Source organism: Methanobrevibacter sp., from assembly GCF_036307625.1.
Lineage (GTDB): Archaea > Methanobacteriota > Methanobacteria > Methanobacteriales > Methanobacteriaceae > Methanocatella.
The window spans coordinates 1-16,223 of the sequence record NZ_JAXJXF010000049.1; the positions used below are offsets into that span (position 1 = coordinate 1).

The following is a 16,223-nucleotide window of genomic DNA, read 5'->3' on the forward strand; positions in this document are numbered from 1 at the left end:
TCAAGAAAACGAACATTCAAGACCAAACGAGGCGTTTTAAAACGAATCTATCGCAGAGATCTCATTTGGAATGACAATCGCAAAAAGGATTTTGAAAATCAACAAAGTTTTTGAAAGAGTCGACAAAATGAAAAACTTTGATTGAGTGATGTAGATTAGGGAATTTATTTTTGAAAAACAGTTTTAATTAAGCAATATAATGAAAGATGCAATCAGTTAAAATAATGTTTTGATAAAAAGCATATAAAATTATTGCATGTAACTTGCATTAAATTGAAGTTATATTTTGAGCAAAAAAATAAAAAAAGTATGGGAAAAGTTATTTTCCCATCGTGTTTAATCTAATCTTTTCTTCTTAAGGTTACACCAACTAAAGCAAACAATGCTAAAAGAACCATTACGATTGGGTTACCTGTAGCATGCATGGTAGCAGGAGTTTTTGGAGTTGGAGTTTTCGGAGTTTTCGGAGGATTGTCCGGAGTTGGTTTGTCCTTTTTAACAATGACAACAGCCTTATCCTTGTTGTTGTCCTTGTCAGGATCAGGAGTGTCACTTACAACTTCAGCAGTGTTTATAACAGTGCCTGCAGTTAATGCTTTGCACACAATTGTTAAAACAACTTCCTCTCCGACTTCCATATCACCGATAGTCCAAAGAGCATATAAGTAATCGAATGAACCTCTGGTAGCTCTTGATGAAATGTATTCCACATCACCAGTCATTACCTCTTTTACACGAACATTCTTAGCAACATCAGGACCATGATTGATTACGGTTATAGTCCAAATGATTTTGTCTCCAACTTTAACTTTTTCCACGTTAGCCTCTTTGATGATTTCCAAATCAGCAGCAGGTTTTGCTTTAGGTTTGGTAACATCTTCGTCCCTGTTATTGGAATTGTTAGGGTCATAAGTGGTAGTGGTTGCGATTGCAACATTTCTAATAATACCCTCTGAAGAGGTTACTTTTGTGGTAAGTACTAAAGTCGCAGCTTCCTTGTTGTTTAATGTTCCAACTGTCCAAATTCCATCTTCAAATACGCCAGTGCTTCCTTTAGCGGATATGAGTTTCAATCCGGCAGGCAAGTTGTCTTCAACAACAACATCCCTAGCAGCATCAGGACCTAAATTGATTACGGTAATTGTCCAAGTAATTACATCTCCAACTGTAGGTTTTGGATTGGATACTGTTTTGATTACTTTTACATCCGCTTCAGGATCAACATTGGTAGTGTCATTGTCCCTGTTGTTGTCTGTGTTGTTATCAGGAGTATCGGAATCAACTACAGCAACATTGGTAATTTCAGCATTTGTAATGTCAACAATAGTAGTAATTATTAAACTTGCAAGTTGTCCATTAGCCAAATCACCAACAGTCCAGATACCAGTATCTGGGTTATAGTTACCGTTACTGCCTTTGAATATTAATCCAGCAGGCAACCTATCAGTTACGATTACGTTTTTAGCATCACTCGGACCGTGGTTGATAACGGTAATAAACCAAGTAATGACATCACCTTTGTGAGGGTTATCCTCAAGTACAACTTTGATAACTTCTAAATCTGCAATGTCCTCAAGAACTGTAGTGTTGTTTGTATCATTTTTCCTGTCACCCGGAGTGTCACTGGTTACATTTGCAACGTTGACAATAGTCTTGTTGGAAATGTTTGCAATAGTAGAAATAGCTAATTGTTTAGATTCACCGTTAGCCAAATCACCAACAATCCAAAGACCTGAAACAGGATCATAATTACCTTCACCACTGTGAGTTACATAAACTAATCCAGCAGGCAACTTATCAGTAACCCTGGTGTTAACAGCTGTGTCAGGACCATTGTTGATTACAGTAATAGTCCAAATTACAGTTTCACCAGTTTTAACTATTTGTTTTGAAACCTCTTTAACAACAACCAAGTCAGCCTTAGGACCTACCTTAGTAGAATTGTTAACAGGAGGAGGATTATTACCAGGAGTATCACTGGTTACATTAGCTACATTAGTGATAGTAGTATTAGTAATATTAACCTGAGTATAAATCACCAAACTCTTAGATTCACCATTAGCCAAATCACCAACAATCCAAAGACCAGTAACAGGATCATAATTACCGTTAGCTTCTTTGTAGATTAAACCAGCAGGCAACTTATCAGTAACTCTAACATTAACAGCTGCATCAGGACCATTATTAGTCACAGTAATAGTCCAAGTAATAACCTCACCAGTCTTAACAGACTTCTTAGAAACCTCCTTACCAATAACCAAATCAGCCTTAGGACCTACCTTAGTAGAATTGTTAACAGGAGGAGGATTATTACCAGGAGTATCAGAAGTAACATTAGCAACATTCACAATAGTAGCATTAGTAATATTAACCTGAGTATAAATCACTAAACTCTTAGATTCACCATTAGCCAAATCACCAACAATCCAAAGACCAGTAACTGGATTATAATTACCACTGGAAGTAATATAAATTAATCCAGCAGGCAACTTATCAGTAACTCTGGTATTAACAGCTGTGTCAGGACCATTATTAGTCACAGTAACAGTCCAAGTAATAACCTCACCAGTCTTAACAGACTTCTTAGAAACCTCCTTACCAATAACCAAATCAGCCTTAGGACCTACATCAGTAGTGTTGTTAGCTTCGTTGTTGGTTTTGTTGGAATCAGGAGTGTCACTGGTTACATTAGCCACATTTAATATTGTGGTGTTAGTAATATTTACGATAGTAGTTATTACTAAACTTGCAGATTTACCATTAGCTAAGTCTCCAACAATCCAAAGACCAGTGTCCTTATTATAATTACCATTAGCGCCGTTGAAAATCAATCCAGCAGGCAACTTATCAGTAACTCTTACATTCTTAGCATCAGATGGACCTTTATTGGTTACAGTAATAGTCCATGTGATTGTTTCACCGAATTTAGGATTCTTATTGGATACCAATTTAATGATTTCCAAATCAGCATCATCGTTTACTTTAGTGGTATTGTTTCCAATGTTGTTGTCGGTATTGTTATCCGGAGTGGATGAATTAACAACAGCAATGTTTTCAATAGTACCATTTGAAATTTCAACGATAGTTCTGATTGATAAACTTACAGAATCATCTTTTTCCATATCACCAATAATCCAAATTCCATTGGATGAGTCATATAATCCCGGACCGGAATGGCCGTTATATCTCAATCCAGCAGGCAACTTATCAGCAACATTTACAGCAATTGCCTTGTCAGGACCGTGGTTGGTTACGATAATAGTCCAAGTAATTTCATCTCCTTTCTTAGGAGTTGCATTGGATACCAATTTGACAACTTCCAAATCAGCAATGTCTCCAATAGTAGTAGTCTTGTTTGTACCGTTGGTTCTGTTACCCGGAGTATCACTGGTTACGTTTGCAACGTTAACAATAGTCTTGTTGGCAATGTTTGCAATAGTGGAAATCACTAATTTTTTACTTTCGCCTTTAGCCAAATCACCAACAATCCAAACACCAGTGTCAGGATCATAATTACCAACATCAGCCTTATGACCAGTATATATTAAACCAGCAGGCAATTCATCAGTAACTCTAGTGTTAACCGCAGTGTCGGGACCATTATTGGTCACAGTAAGAGTCCAAGTTACAGTTTCACCAGTCTTTACAGTCTGTTTTGAAACCTCTTTTACAACAACAAGGTTAGCTTCAGGACGTACCTTGGTTGTATCGTTATCCAGATTATTCTTTGGATTAGGGTCGTGAGTCTCTGAACTTACTGCAATCATATTCATTAATGTAGCATTTGTTGCATTTACCAAGGTTTTAATGATAAATGAAATTTGACCTCCACTAGGCAATGTTCCTAAACTTCCTGAAATGATTTGTGAACCTGCAGGAGTTCCATTATTATTAATAAATATTAAACCTTTCTGAGCTACATCTAAAATGTTAACATTAACGGCAGCATCAGGACCGTGGTTAATAATAGTAATGTTCCAGTAGACTATATCTCCATTACTGCATGTTGAATTCATTGCAGTTTTGATAACTTGCAAGTCAGCTTCAGGTAAAACATCGGTAGTGTTGTTAGCTTCGTTGTTTGTTTTGTTAGGGTCATATACGTCATTGGTAACATTTACAATATTGACTAAAGTTTTGTTGGTCACATTGACCAAAGTGGTTAAGGTCAAGGTTTGTGATTCGCCTTTAGCCAAGGATCTGATGTACCATGTCATATCATTTTCATCGAATATTCCTTCAGTTTTTGAATAACCGGTTAATATTAAACCAGCAGGTAATTTATCTCTTACATACACTTCCAATGCAGTGTCAGGACCCTTGTTGGTAACAACGATAGTCCATGTAATTTCATCACCTTTTTTAGCGGTTTTGTTGGATACCAATTTGATAATTTCCAAGTCTGCTTCAGGGTCTACATCAGTAGTGTTGTTAGCTTTGTTGTTTTCAGTATTGTTATCAGGAGTAGTGGAGTTTACTACAGCAACATTTGTAATAGTTGCATTGGTAATGTTCACTAAAGTCTGAATGTTCAATACAGCCTTAGCTCCATTGGTCAAGTTACCTATAATCCAATAACCAGTATCAGGATTATATTTTCCGTTTGAATCGTCACTTTGATAGGTTAATCCTTTAGGCAATTTATCAATTACATAAGCATCAACAGCAGTATTAGGACCATTGTTGGTTACAGTAACAGTCCATGTGATTATATCACCGAAGCGAGGATTTTTGTTGGATACAAATTTAATAACTTCCAAATCAGCACTTGCATCTTTAGGAACTTCAATAGTGTCATTATCCTTGTTGTTAGATTCGTTAGTATCATTGGTATCTGTGGTAACTTCTGCAACATTTGTAATGTTTTGACCGGACACATTAACTAAAGTGGTAATTAATAATGTTACATTATTATTAACAGGTAATTTTCCGATAGTCCAAATACCAGTAGAAGGATTATAAGCACCGTTACTGTTATCACTAATCCATACTAATCCTCTAGGCAATATATCATGTACACGTGTATTAACTGCATCATCAGGACCATGATTTAAGACCGTGATATTCCATACAACTTTATCTCCTTTTTTAGGAGTTGCATTGGATACTGTTTTGATTACTTCCAAATCAGTTTGGTGGCCTACATCGACAGATGCATTATCTTCATTGTTTGTTAAGTCTGGGTCAGGAGTCTGTGAAGTTACATTTACAATGTTGGTAATAACAACTTTTGATGCATTAACAGTAGTATTAATGTACAATGTTCTGATTCCACCTTTTTCAATGTCACCGATAGTCCATTCGCCAGTATTATGATTGTATGTACCATTACCCTTATGGTTTACATAAGTTAAATTAGCAGGCAATATATCAGTAGCGACAGCATTTATAGCAGTGTCAGGACCATAATTTACTACATTAATAATCCAAGTAACAATATCTCCTTTTTGAGGACTTGTATTACTTACAACTTTATAAATAGCCAAATCAGCCATTGGGTCAACATCAGTAGTGTTATTAGCTTCGTTGTTTGAAGTGTCATTGTCCGGAGTATCGGAAGTTACTACAGCAACGTTAGTAATAGTTGCGTTAGTAATATTTACTCTGGTTGTGATTGTCAAAGTTACAGTTGCATCAATTCTCAAATCACCAATTTGCCAGATTCCCTGAGTTGGATCATATAATCCTGGACCTTTGTGAGTTATATATACTAATCCAGCAGGCAATTTATCGTTTACAACAACATTTCTTGCGTTGTTTGGACCTTTATTGTGAACAGTTACAGTCCAGTTAATTAAATCACCGTATTTGGAAGTCTTGTTGGATACGAGTTTTGTAATTTCCAAATCAGCAATAGCCGGTACTTCAATTGTTTCGTTGTCATAGTTGTTTGTTAAATCAGTATCGTGGGTTTTAGTAGTAATGTTTACTTCATTAGTGATTTTACCAGTATCAACAACTTGAGTTGTAATATTAAATGAATGTCTTACACCAACATTCAAAGTACCGATAGACCAGACACCAGTATTATGAATGAATGTACCGATATCAGGTGCAGTATTTGAAACATACTTCAAACCAGATGGTAATATGTCTTTAACTACAACTTTTTCAGCCACATTAGGACCGTTATTGACAACTGTTACAGTCCAGACGACATTATCATATTTGTTTGGAGTGAAATTATTTACTTTTTTAACTACAGCAACATCAGCTTCAGGAGGGACATTAATTCCATCTTCATCCCTGTTATTAGTTATGTTAGGATCATAAGTGGTTGAATTTACTTCTACAACATTAATAATAGTTTTATCAGTTGCATTTACTTTAGTGTAAATTTCCATGTATTGACTTTCATTTACAGCCATATTTCCGATATCCCATCTTCCGTTAGTTCCTGCATGAGAAATTTGTCCTTTAGATATATATGGCCTTTTTGTTTGAACTAAATCAGTAGGCAAATAATCTATTAAAACGACATTTTCAGCAACATTTGGACCATAATTGGTAACAACAATATACCAAGTTATTTCATCACCATAGTGAGAAGTACTGTTAGATACCCTTTTAACAACACCAACATCAGCTTCGGTATGAACTTGTGTGAAGTTTTCATCAAAATTATTTGAAGGGTCACTGTCATCATTTGCATATACAGTAGCATTATTGGTTATAACCGCATCATAAACAGTAACGTTAGTATAGATTGTTAAAGTTACGGATTCTCCTTCTTTAATAGTTCCAATAGCCCATCTGCCACTGCCAGGATTATAATTACCAAAAGTTGCAACTGAATTGACATATTTCAATCCCGCTGGTAACTGATCAATGACATATACTCCGTGTGCATCATTAGGACCTTTATTGGTAACATTAAGAGTCCATGAAATGACATCTCCATGATAAGTAGTTTTAGTTGATACGGTTTTTTTAATAGTTACATCAGGATTGAGATAAACTGTATCATTGTCTTTATTGTTTGTTGGATCAGGATCAGGAGTAGTGGAATTTACAACAGCCACATTGGTAATATTGTGAACATTAGAAACTGTGACTCTGGTTGGAATGATTAAAGTTACATAATCCTCTACACCTAAGTTTCCAATAGTCCATCTGCCAATAGTTCTATCATATTTGGTATTATTACTTGGAGTTGCATGACCTACGATTTCCAATCCATTAGGCAATAAGTCATCAACATATACATCAAATGCTTTACTTGGACCGTGGTTAATAACAATAATGGTCCAATTGAATATGTCTCCTTTGCTTACAGTAGTAGCAGAAGCAGATTTTATAATATGCAAATCAGCACTGGAAGTAACATTGACTGTAGCGTTTACAGGAGGGTAGTCCCAAACTCTAACTGTATTGTTCCAGATACCGTCTTTCATAGCTTGTGCCTTGAGGGTAATTTTAGCATGAGTTTTAGCAGAAATGTTGGTAATTTCCCAAACCTGCTCATCAGGATAACCAATAAATCTAATCAAATCTGCACCCTCTACTTTGTATTCACCAGCATATTTAATTCCTTCAGGCAATACATCATATACCCTAACAGTTTCGGTATAGTCAGTTGAACCGACATTATATATTCTTATATAATATTCAAGATATTCGCCAGCGGAAGTATTAGTAACATTAGCCTCTTTGGTGTAGTATAAATCTACATGAATGGTCTTGTTGTCCACATTGTTGGACAAGTTCCAGTCCTTTTCGTCACAGGTAACATTAACGACATTGTCAAATTTACCGAGTTTGGTAGTTTTAACTGTCAATGTTAATGTTTGAGATGCACCATGTGGCAAGAAGCCTATATCCCATACATTTGTCGAACTGTCATAGTTTCCTTGAGTTGCTTTAGCTGAAACAAATTTCAAAGATTGTGGTAAAATGTCTCTAACTTTTACATTAGTAGCATTGGTTCCAACACCATAAACTCTGATGGTAAACACAGCATTTTCACCTACAAAGTAAACATCCTTGTCACTAGTTTTAGTAACACTTACATCTACATGTGGAAGGATTGTAAAGTGTGTAATATTTGTAATTGCAGTATAATTATGATCATCAGGGTGAGTAGCATTTACAGTATAATTACCTGGCCTTAATCCTTGTGGCAATACTACAGTAAGATTTCCATAAAGACCTGTTCTTAAATATTTACCAAGTGAATTGAATATTACTTCTCCAGTTTTGTCATTGGTTACAATAACATCTACAACCTGTGAATCTTCACGGTCATCTTGGTATGCAACAGTTGCATTCTTACTGTTTTCAACACCCTTAACAGGGTGTTCATATCTATCTTCTGGAGTTGTAAGGATACCTCCTGAGTGATAGTAAGTTACATTCTTGAAATTTATATCGGTTACACTTCCCGCATTGTGAATTGCATTTATAATATTATCTCCACCAATATGAGTGATGTCAATAATAGTATTTGCAGATTCATTATAGTAAGATGTTGCATTCGGTTTAATAACAGTGAACAACAAATAACTCCAAGCTTGGTTATCGAGGAAGTAATCATTATCTAAATATAAGTTAGTACCAATAGTGTAAATTGCAGAACCATTACGAGCTGTATTATGATTAAAATTAGAAGTTTCAATTTTGTTATTGTCTCCCCTAATATAGATTGCTCCACCTAATCCCTGATTTTTATTGTTAACATCAGGAATAGCGTTGTTGCTTATGAACTGGGAATTTGAAATAAGTGTATGGTCACCTTCAGCGTGTATAGCACCACCGTTGTTGGTAGCATTGTTGTTTCTGAAAATGTTATCATCTAATACCGCATAATCTCCTTGTATATATACACCTGCACCAGACATTGAAGCTGTGTTTCTTTCAAATTTTGAAGAAGAAACATTAGCATTATTTCCTTCAATATACACAGTTCCGTTTTCACAATCATGGTGGAAAAATTCAGAATTGTAAACGGTTGCATTTACACCTTTTACATAAATAGCAGCACCGTCTCCAGCATATGCATAATTATCATCAAAATGGGAATTAATAACCTTGTTATTATCACCAGTAATGTGGACAGCTCCGCCTTCTTCAGTACCAGTGTTATTGTGGAAATAACAATTATCAAAGGTATTGTAATGACCTTCTAAATTACCATCCAATCCATGCTTAATTCCTCCAACCATTATAGCAGCACCTTTTTTAGCTGTATTATTGATAAAATCACAGTCTTTAATATTTAAATAAGTTTGACTGGAACCGACTGCACCACCATATTCGGAAGCTGTGTTATTTATAAATGTACAGTTGATAATATTACTGTGATAATTAGAATTGGTTGCGTTGTTACCATGAACATAAACAGCACCCCCGATTCCTGCGGAACAGTTAATAAAATTACAATTGGTAATATTTACAATATTACCATTTTCTCCACCAACACAAATTGCGCCGGAGTGCCTTTTTGATGAACCATTAATAAAATTACAGTTATCATATTCTGAATTATAAGTAACAATTATAACACCAGTTTCATAATTATCAGGATCTTCTTGCATTAAACATTTACAATTTGTAAAATCTACATTGGATAATTTTGAACCTCGAATTATAAATACTCCTCCGGTTGAGGTTATATTATTAAATTTAACATTATTGAATGTACAATAATGAAAACGGAAAGAAGTAGGGAAATTGATAAATGAAACATTTTCAAAAGCCACATTCATATATACACTAGTTAAAGTGTTTACTGCTGAGGATGCATCTAGTATACCATTTTTAATAGTAATTGATTTATCTCTAGTAATAATCTCAGGGTTAGTACCATTATAAGTTTTACCGTTCAAATCAATTACACTTCCATTTCCTGCAATTTTTATTGCATCACGGATATCTTGGAAAGTTGTTCCTGTTGGAATAATAGATGGATCAGCACCTAAAACATCCTCATTGTTGGAAGCCCCTAACACAGGCCCTCTTTTTTTACTCAATTTTAAAGATTCTTTTACGTTAGAATCAGTTACATTAATAATTTCATCTGAACTTGATGATATCTTATCAACATTCGTATCATCAGCAGACGTCTCTGTATTTATTGTCTCAACTTCCTGAACTGTTGAATCAGGAACTGAAACAACCTGTTCATGTGGAACTAGAGTTAAATCGCTAGAGTCTGCAGTACCATTTTCAACTGCTGAAACAGATCCAACAGCAAAAATCATCGCAATCATTAAAGCGATTACTAAAAGTTTCGCATAAATTTTCATGTTTTTACCTCTCAAATGAATATAGAATTTTTCATTGTTTCGAAGAAAAACTTGCATACATATATAATATAAAAATAGAATAGAATTGAAAGCCATGCATTTCTGCACTAATTAATATTATTACACCCATAGTATATAAATGTTTGCAATTTTTGAAAAATAAATTACTAGACTGAATAGAAAATTAGTAAAAAAATTAAACATAGCTCACGCTAACATGAAATAAAAAAGAAGCGATGTAAAATATATTGTAAATAATATATTTTCAGATATAATATATTAAATTAAAATAACTATTATATTATCAGCCATATAAAAACCATTTAAGCGATTTGAAATAACTGACCTGATATATAATTATACCACTAATTCCAACCCCAACCACATAAAATCATGTGAACAACATTAAACGATTGAATTGGAAGCTTTAGTTATTTAATCCAATGTATTAAATCAACAACTGTCACTTGCCCCTCTGCATCAGGGCAAAATTTTACATTATAATCTATATTAGATAGATCACCATTTTCAACAAAACAGATTTCACAAAAACCGTCAGCAGCAATCACATGATAACCGCCAGCAAAAAAACATTCAACATCTAAAAAATCTCTATAAAAATCAACATCACTATCCATCAAAGGATAAACACGAGCAAAAAAACATTCAACATCTAAAAAATCTCTATAAAAATCAACATCACTATCCATCAAAGGATAAACACGAGCAAAAAAACATTCAACATCTAAAAAATCTCTAGAAAAAGTAGCATCAAAACAAGGATAAAAAGTAGAAAAAGAAGACTTGACAATAACCATGAATATTCCACTTGCATCACCGACTACAGAATTGTCTATACTGTATGCAAAATCATTGGTTATTTTATTAATATAAACGTCCAGACTGCCGTCTACATTAGCAATCTTGTGACAGTCAAAATTATTCTGCATCTTCTCATTAGTTAAAAGAATATTTTTCAATTCTAAAACTTTATTCACATTTTTATTTGGGGACGTCGTTTCCCCCAAAGTCGTTATTTCATGATTAAATATTTCATTAATTATATTGAAAGAAATACTGTTTAAATCAATTTTTGAAATAAAGAATGAACCTTGTATATCAACACTTATTACTTTTAATGTTAAGTCATCGCAGCTAATTTCATTATTATTTTCATATTTTATCATTTCGTTCAAGTCATTTGAAATTACTTCTTCGGATTTGACTTCATCATCTTCGGAAATATCACCGTCATAATAAGTTATAACATCAGAATCTTCAACTGATTCTGGAATTTCGACAACATCATCAACCACATCATCATGTGACTTTTGCACTTCGTCCTCATATTCTTCAACAGGATCCTGTACAAAATCTTCTACATCTGATTGGCTGGACACATCTACCTGAGTATCAACTTCTACAAAGTTGTCATACTCTTCGATAACTACCTCATCATCTGGACTGGCATACTCTATATAAAAAGCATCTTCTGAATCCATAGCAGTTGCTACAGGAATCATTAGTAAAATTAGCATAAATATTATGGATAATTTTAATATTCCAGATTTCAAGTTCATTATCGACACCTTTCATTCATTCTATATATAATATTAAATATTGTACAACAATATTTTTCTTACATGTTATTCAAAGTGGATACTCCACTTTTATAATAACAATCCTATTTTGAATTCTTCTCATATATATACTTACACAGTTTGATAAAAAAATCATTAAAATTTATACAGTTTGTGTCTATTTGATACAATTTTAACTATTCATTCAATTTCCATGTATGTTGGAAGATATCTAAATATAACAATGTTAATTGAAGATTATCAACCTTATGTAAAGATATGTTTACATCATCTGAAAATCATTTAGATTGGTATACAGTATCATGAATCTATTAAGAAATATATTGTAAAACTAATTCTTATTTAACATGACATATCATAATATATATTATGACTACATTAGAAAAGATGAAAATCTTAACAGATTCAGCACAGTATGACCTCTGTGACTATGTCAGCCACAATAAGAGCTCACAAGTCAATTTACCTGGAATTTATGAGGCCATTGGTCATAACGGATGCAAAATTCCTCTTTTCAAAACACTTTTAACAAACAAATGTAAAAATGACTGCAAGTATTGCATAAACCAGTCAAAAAGAAATTTTACCCGATTGGAACTGTCACCCGAAGAGCTTGCAAAGGCATTTCTTGGATACTATAACAGAGGCATGGTAAATGGACTTTTTTTGAGTTCAGGCATAGGGGTAGATGAAGAAACTACAATGGAAAAACAGATTGAAACCGTGCATCTTTTAAGAAATAAATATGGATATGATGATTACATTCATCTTAAAGTCGTGCCCGGAGCAAGCAAGGATTCAATCAGAAGGGCAATGGCATTGGCTAATAGGGTAAGTATCAATATTGAAGCTGCAACACCGTCAGGTCTTGCCGAACTATCATCTACAAAAGACTATAACAAGGATATACTGAAAAGATTGTCATGGATTAACAGTCTACAACACAAAAGTACAACATATCCAAATTCTACACATACCACACAATTGATTGTTGGTGCTAATGGAGAAAGTGACAAGGAAATTCTCGAAAGAATGGAAAAAATTTACAAGAAATCCGAACTGAAAAGAACATATTTTTCAGCATTCACCCCTATTGAAGAAACAGAATTTTCCAATAAACAAGCATGTTCAACTGACAGAACATCAAAATTATATAATGCAGATAGCTTGCTTAATGATTATCATTACAGTGTCAAAGAACTTATATTTGATGAAAACGATAAGCTTTCTCTGACCCAAGATCCAAAGATTCTAGCGGCAAAAAACATGGATATTTTTCCTGTAGAAATCAACAGAGCACCACTAGTAGAACTCATCAGAGTACCTGGAATCGGCGTAAAATCTGCAAGAGAAATAATTTCTATTCGTAAAAAAATACCATTTACATCAGAACATCAACTTAAAAAATTGGGTGTTATAGTAGAACGTGCTAAACCTTATATTAAAATTGATGGGGAATACCAGACTACTTTTGATTTTTAAAATGTATGATAGCTTATTTTAATAGAAAGAGTCACACCTATCAGAATATTAATAAAAAAATAAATTATTAAAATAGTATATTTGATTATAAAATAGATTTTTTCAATATATCGAGTATACAATTTCAAGTGTAAAAAAATCGAATAAAATATATTAAAAATATACAGAATAGAAAAAAATTAAAATTATAAATCTTCAAACAATGCCCAAATTTCAGGGTATTTTTTGGAAACAGCCTCTTCTATTAAAATTGAAGCTTCCTTTGAAATACTGAATTCAGGTTCAGTTTTTCTTAGATATCTAAAAACTGCAGAAGACCTGGAAGACCATAAAGTAATTCTTGGATTTTTATCAACAATTTCTTTGACTTCGGCTACATGTTCTTCTTGGATTTTGACTTCTTGTGATGTTTGTAAACTTTCTTCGCCAGATATATCGCTGCGAATGTCTTCGGATGTTTTATCAGCATCCTCAGGTTGCTCGCTTTCTTCAACATTTTGGGAAACCTCTTCTTCTATTTCTTCTTCATCATTTGAAAGTTCTTCAGTGGACTCTTCATCTGTTTTTTCAGCTTCTTCTCTTTCTTTTTCGATTTGGTCAAAAATATTTTCTTCTTTTTTGGAATCTTCTACTTCTTCATTTGAATCGTTAGAATCTTCTTTTTCATCAGGAGACCCCTCATTTAACATATCTTCAAGGGATTGAGGAGAATTGCTATCAAAATCTTCATTATAAAAGTCAGGAATTAATGAATCTAAACCTTTTCCAAGCCCTTTTCTAGCCATTTAATCCTCTCCATCTCTTTTAAGAATCTCTTTAGCCAATTTTAAGTAAGCTTTTGTTCCAGTGCTATCTGGATCATATATTAAACAAGGTTTACCAAAACTAGGAGCTTCAGCCAATCTGATATTTCTAGGAATTATTGTCTTAAACAATAAATCGGTTCCGCCGAAGTAATTTTTGAGTTCTTTGTGTACATCTTTACTAAGTCTAGTTCTTTTATCAAATAAAGTAAGGAGAATTCCTTTAATAGGTGTCGGACTTCTAAGTCTCTTTTCGACTAATTTTATTGTATTAATTAAATCTGCAACTCCTTCTAAAGCATAATACTCAGCTTGGATAGGTATTAAAACACTATCGGAAGCTACTAATGCATTGACAGTAATTACACCTAATGAAGGAGGTAAATCAATGAATATATAGTCGAATAACGGTATGACATCTTTAAGAGTATCTTTTAATACAACATGGTAATTTTCACGTTTGGAAAGTTCCATTCCTGCACCACTAAGGGATATATTACTTGGGATAATAAACAAATTTTTTATAAACGTAGGAATTGTTGCTTTTTTAATACTAATATCCCCTATGATAGCATCATAAATTGTATTTTCTATTTTGGTTTTATCAATCCCAAAACTAGTTGTAGCATTAGCTTGAGGATCCATATCTACAACCAAAACAGATTTACCCATAACAGCTAGGGATGTTGCAGTATTAACAACAGTTGTTGTCTTTCCACAACCCCCTTTTTGATTCATCACCGCAATTACTTCACTCATTAACGAATTCTCCTTTATCTGATAAGTTTTAAGTTACCAGTTATGATTCATAACTTAAAAATTCAAAGTTCTAAAGAATAACGTTGAAGTTATTCAGTATAAGTTAAAAGAATTAAGTTATTCCTTTTAATTTAAAACTTAAAGGAAATAACTTATCAGTTCTAACTTCTAAGGGATAGGAATTAAGTTTTAAGTTAAAACTTTTAAATTATAAAAAATAAGTTTTAAGAAATAACTTATCATAACTAACTTTTAACAAATAAGTTATATTTTATAACTTCTATCTTATAAAGTATTTGTTTTCACAAATAACTTATTACTTATTTGTTAACACTTGGAAGTTATTACTAATAAATTAGAAGTTATAAGTTATAACAAAAATAATGAAAAGTTTGAAAAAGTATATGAAATGAAACAGAAAAATAATCTTTAAATTAATCTAAAAATAAAATAAAATAACATTAACAATCATATAATAAATTAATTTTATATAAATTGAGAATAAGTTCAACTGAATATAAATAAGATAATAAACAAAAAACAAAAGAATTAAAATATATGTTTCAAGTGAAAAAAAATAGAATAAGTTATAAGTTATAACTAATGTAATCTAAAAAAAAATAAAGAAGGATTATTTAGCATTTTGCATAGTTCCTTCAAAATAGCTAGCATATCCTTTTAAATCCAACATTCCATGTCCAGAGAAGTTCATGACAATGGTTTTTTCTTCACCGGTTTGTTTACATTTAATAGCTTCATCTATAGCAACTTTAATTGCATGAGTAGTTTCCGGAGCTGGAACAATACCCTGATTACGAGCAAAAGTAATTCCCGCATTGAAACAATCCCTTTGATGAGCTGATCTAGGTTCAAGATAGCCTTCTTTGGTTAAAAGTGAAACAATTGGAGACATTCCGTGATATCTTAATCCACCTGCATGTACTGTCGGAGCAACAAAGTCGTGTCCTAATGTAAACATCTTAAGCATTGGAGTAAATCCGTTAGAATCACCGAAATCATAATCATATGTTCCTTCAGTAAGTGTTGGACACGCACTAGGTTCAACAGCAATGAATTGAGTATCGGAATTGCCGTCAATTTTATCCTTAATAAATGGGAACAGCGAACCAGCTAAGTTACTTCCGCCGCCCGCACATGCAATCATTACATCAGGCTCTTCTTCAGCAATTTCCAATTGAGTTTTTAACTCCTGACCTATGACAGTTTGATGTAACATAACGTGGTTTAAAACACTGCCTAATGAGTATTTAACTTCATCCTTTTCCAAAGCCTCTTCCATAGCTTCAGAAATAGCTACACCCAATGAACCAGGA

6 protein-coding genes are annotated in these 16,223 nt (G+C 33.2%); 1 reads left to right on the forward strand and 5 read right to left on the reverse strand.

Translation table 11 applies throughout. From position 1 onward, the window contains the following. Positions 1-341: 341 nt before the first annotated feature. Both UIB65_RS02915 and UIB65_RS02920 read right to left on the reverse strand, forming a co-directional pair. Positions 342-10,244: a hypothetical protein gene (locus UIB65_RS02915; protein ID WP_330039633.1), complete on the reverse strand. Its 9,903-nt coding sequence runs from the start codon at positions 10,242-10,244 to the stop codon at positions 342-344. Positions 10,245-10,675: 431 nt separating this feature from the next. Then, positions 10,676-11,767: a hypothetical protein gene (locus UIB65_RS02920; RefSeq protein WP_330039634.1), complete on the reverse strand. Its 1,092-nt coding sequence runs from the start codon at positions 11,765-11,767 to the stop codon at positions 10,676-10,678. Positions 11,768-12,214: 447 nt separating this feature from the next. Here UIB65_RS02920 and UIB65_RS02925 point away from each other — a divergent pair, with 447 nt between their 5' ends. Next, on the forward strand, positions 12,215-13,327 hold the full coding sequence (locus UIB65_RS02925; RefSeq protein WP_330039635.1) for a radical SAM protein: 1,113 nt from the start codon (positions 12,215-12,217) through the stop codon (positions 13,325-13,327). Positions 13,328-13,512: 185 nt separating this feature from the next. On the opposite strand, the gene UIB65_RS02930 is transcribed toward UIB65_RS02925, so the two are convergent. From UIB65_RS02930 to UIB65_RS02940, 3 genes are all read right to left on the reverse strand, one after another. Next, the gene (locus UIB65_RS02930) at positions 13,513-14,112 is read right to left on the reverse strand and encodes an AAA family ATPase (protein WP_330039636.1); all 600 of its coding nucleotides are present in this window, start codon (positions 14,110-14,112) and stop codon (positions 13,513-13,515) included. After that, positions 14,113-14,889: an AAA family ATPase gene (locus tag UIB65_RS02935; RefSeq protein ID WP_330039637.1), complete on the reverse strand. Its 777-nt coding sequence runs from the start codon at positions 14,887-14,889 to the stop codon at positions 14,113-14,115. It abuts the gene before it with no gap. Between the two features lie 631 nt (positions 14,890-15,520). Next, the coding region (locus tag UIB65_RS02940; RefSeq protein WP_330039638.1) for a TrpB-like pyridoxal phosphate-dependent enzyme at positions 15,521-16,223 on the reverse strand (703 nt) is incomplete at its 5' end.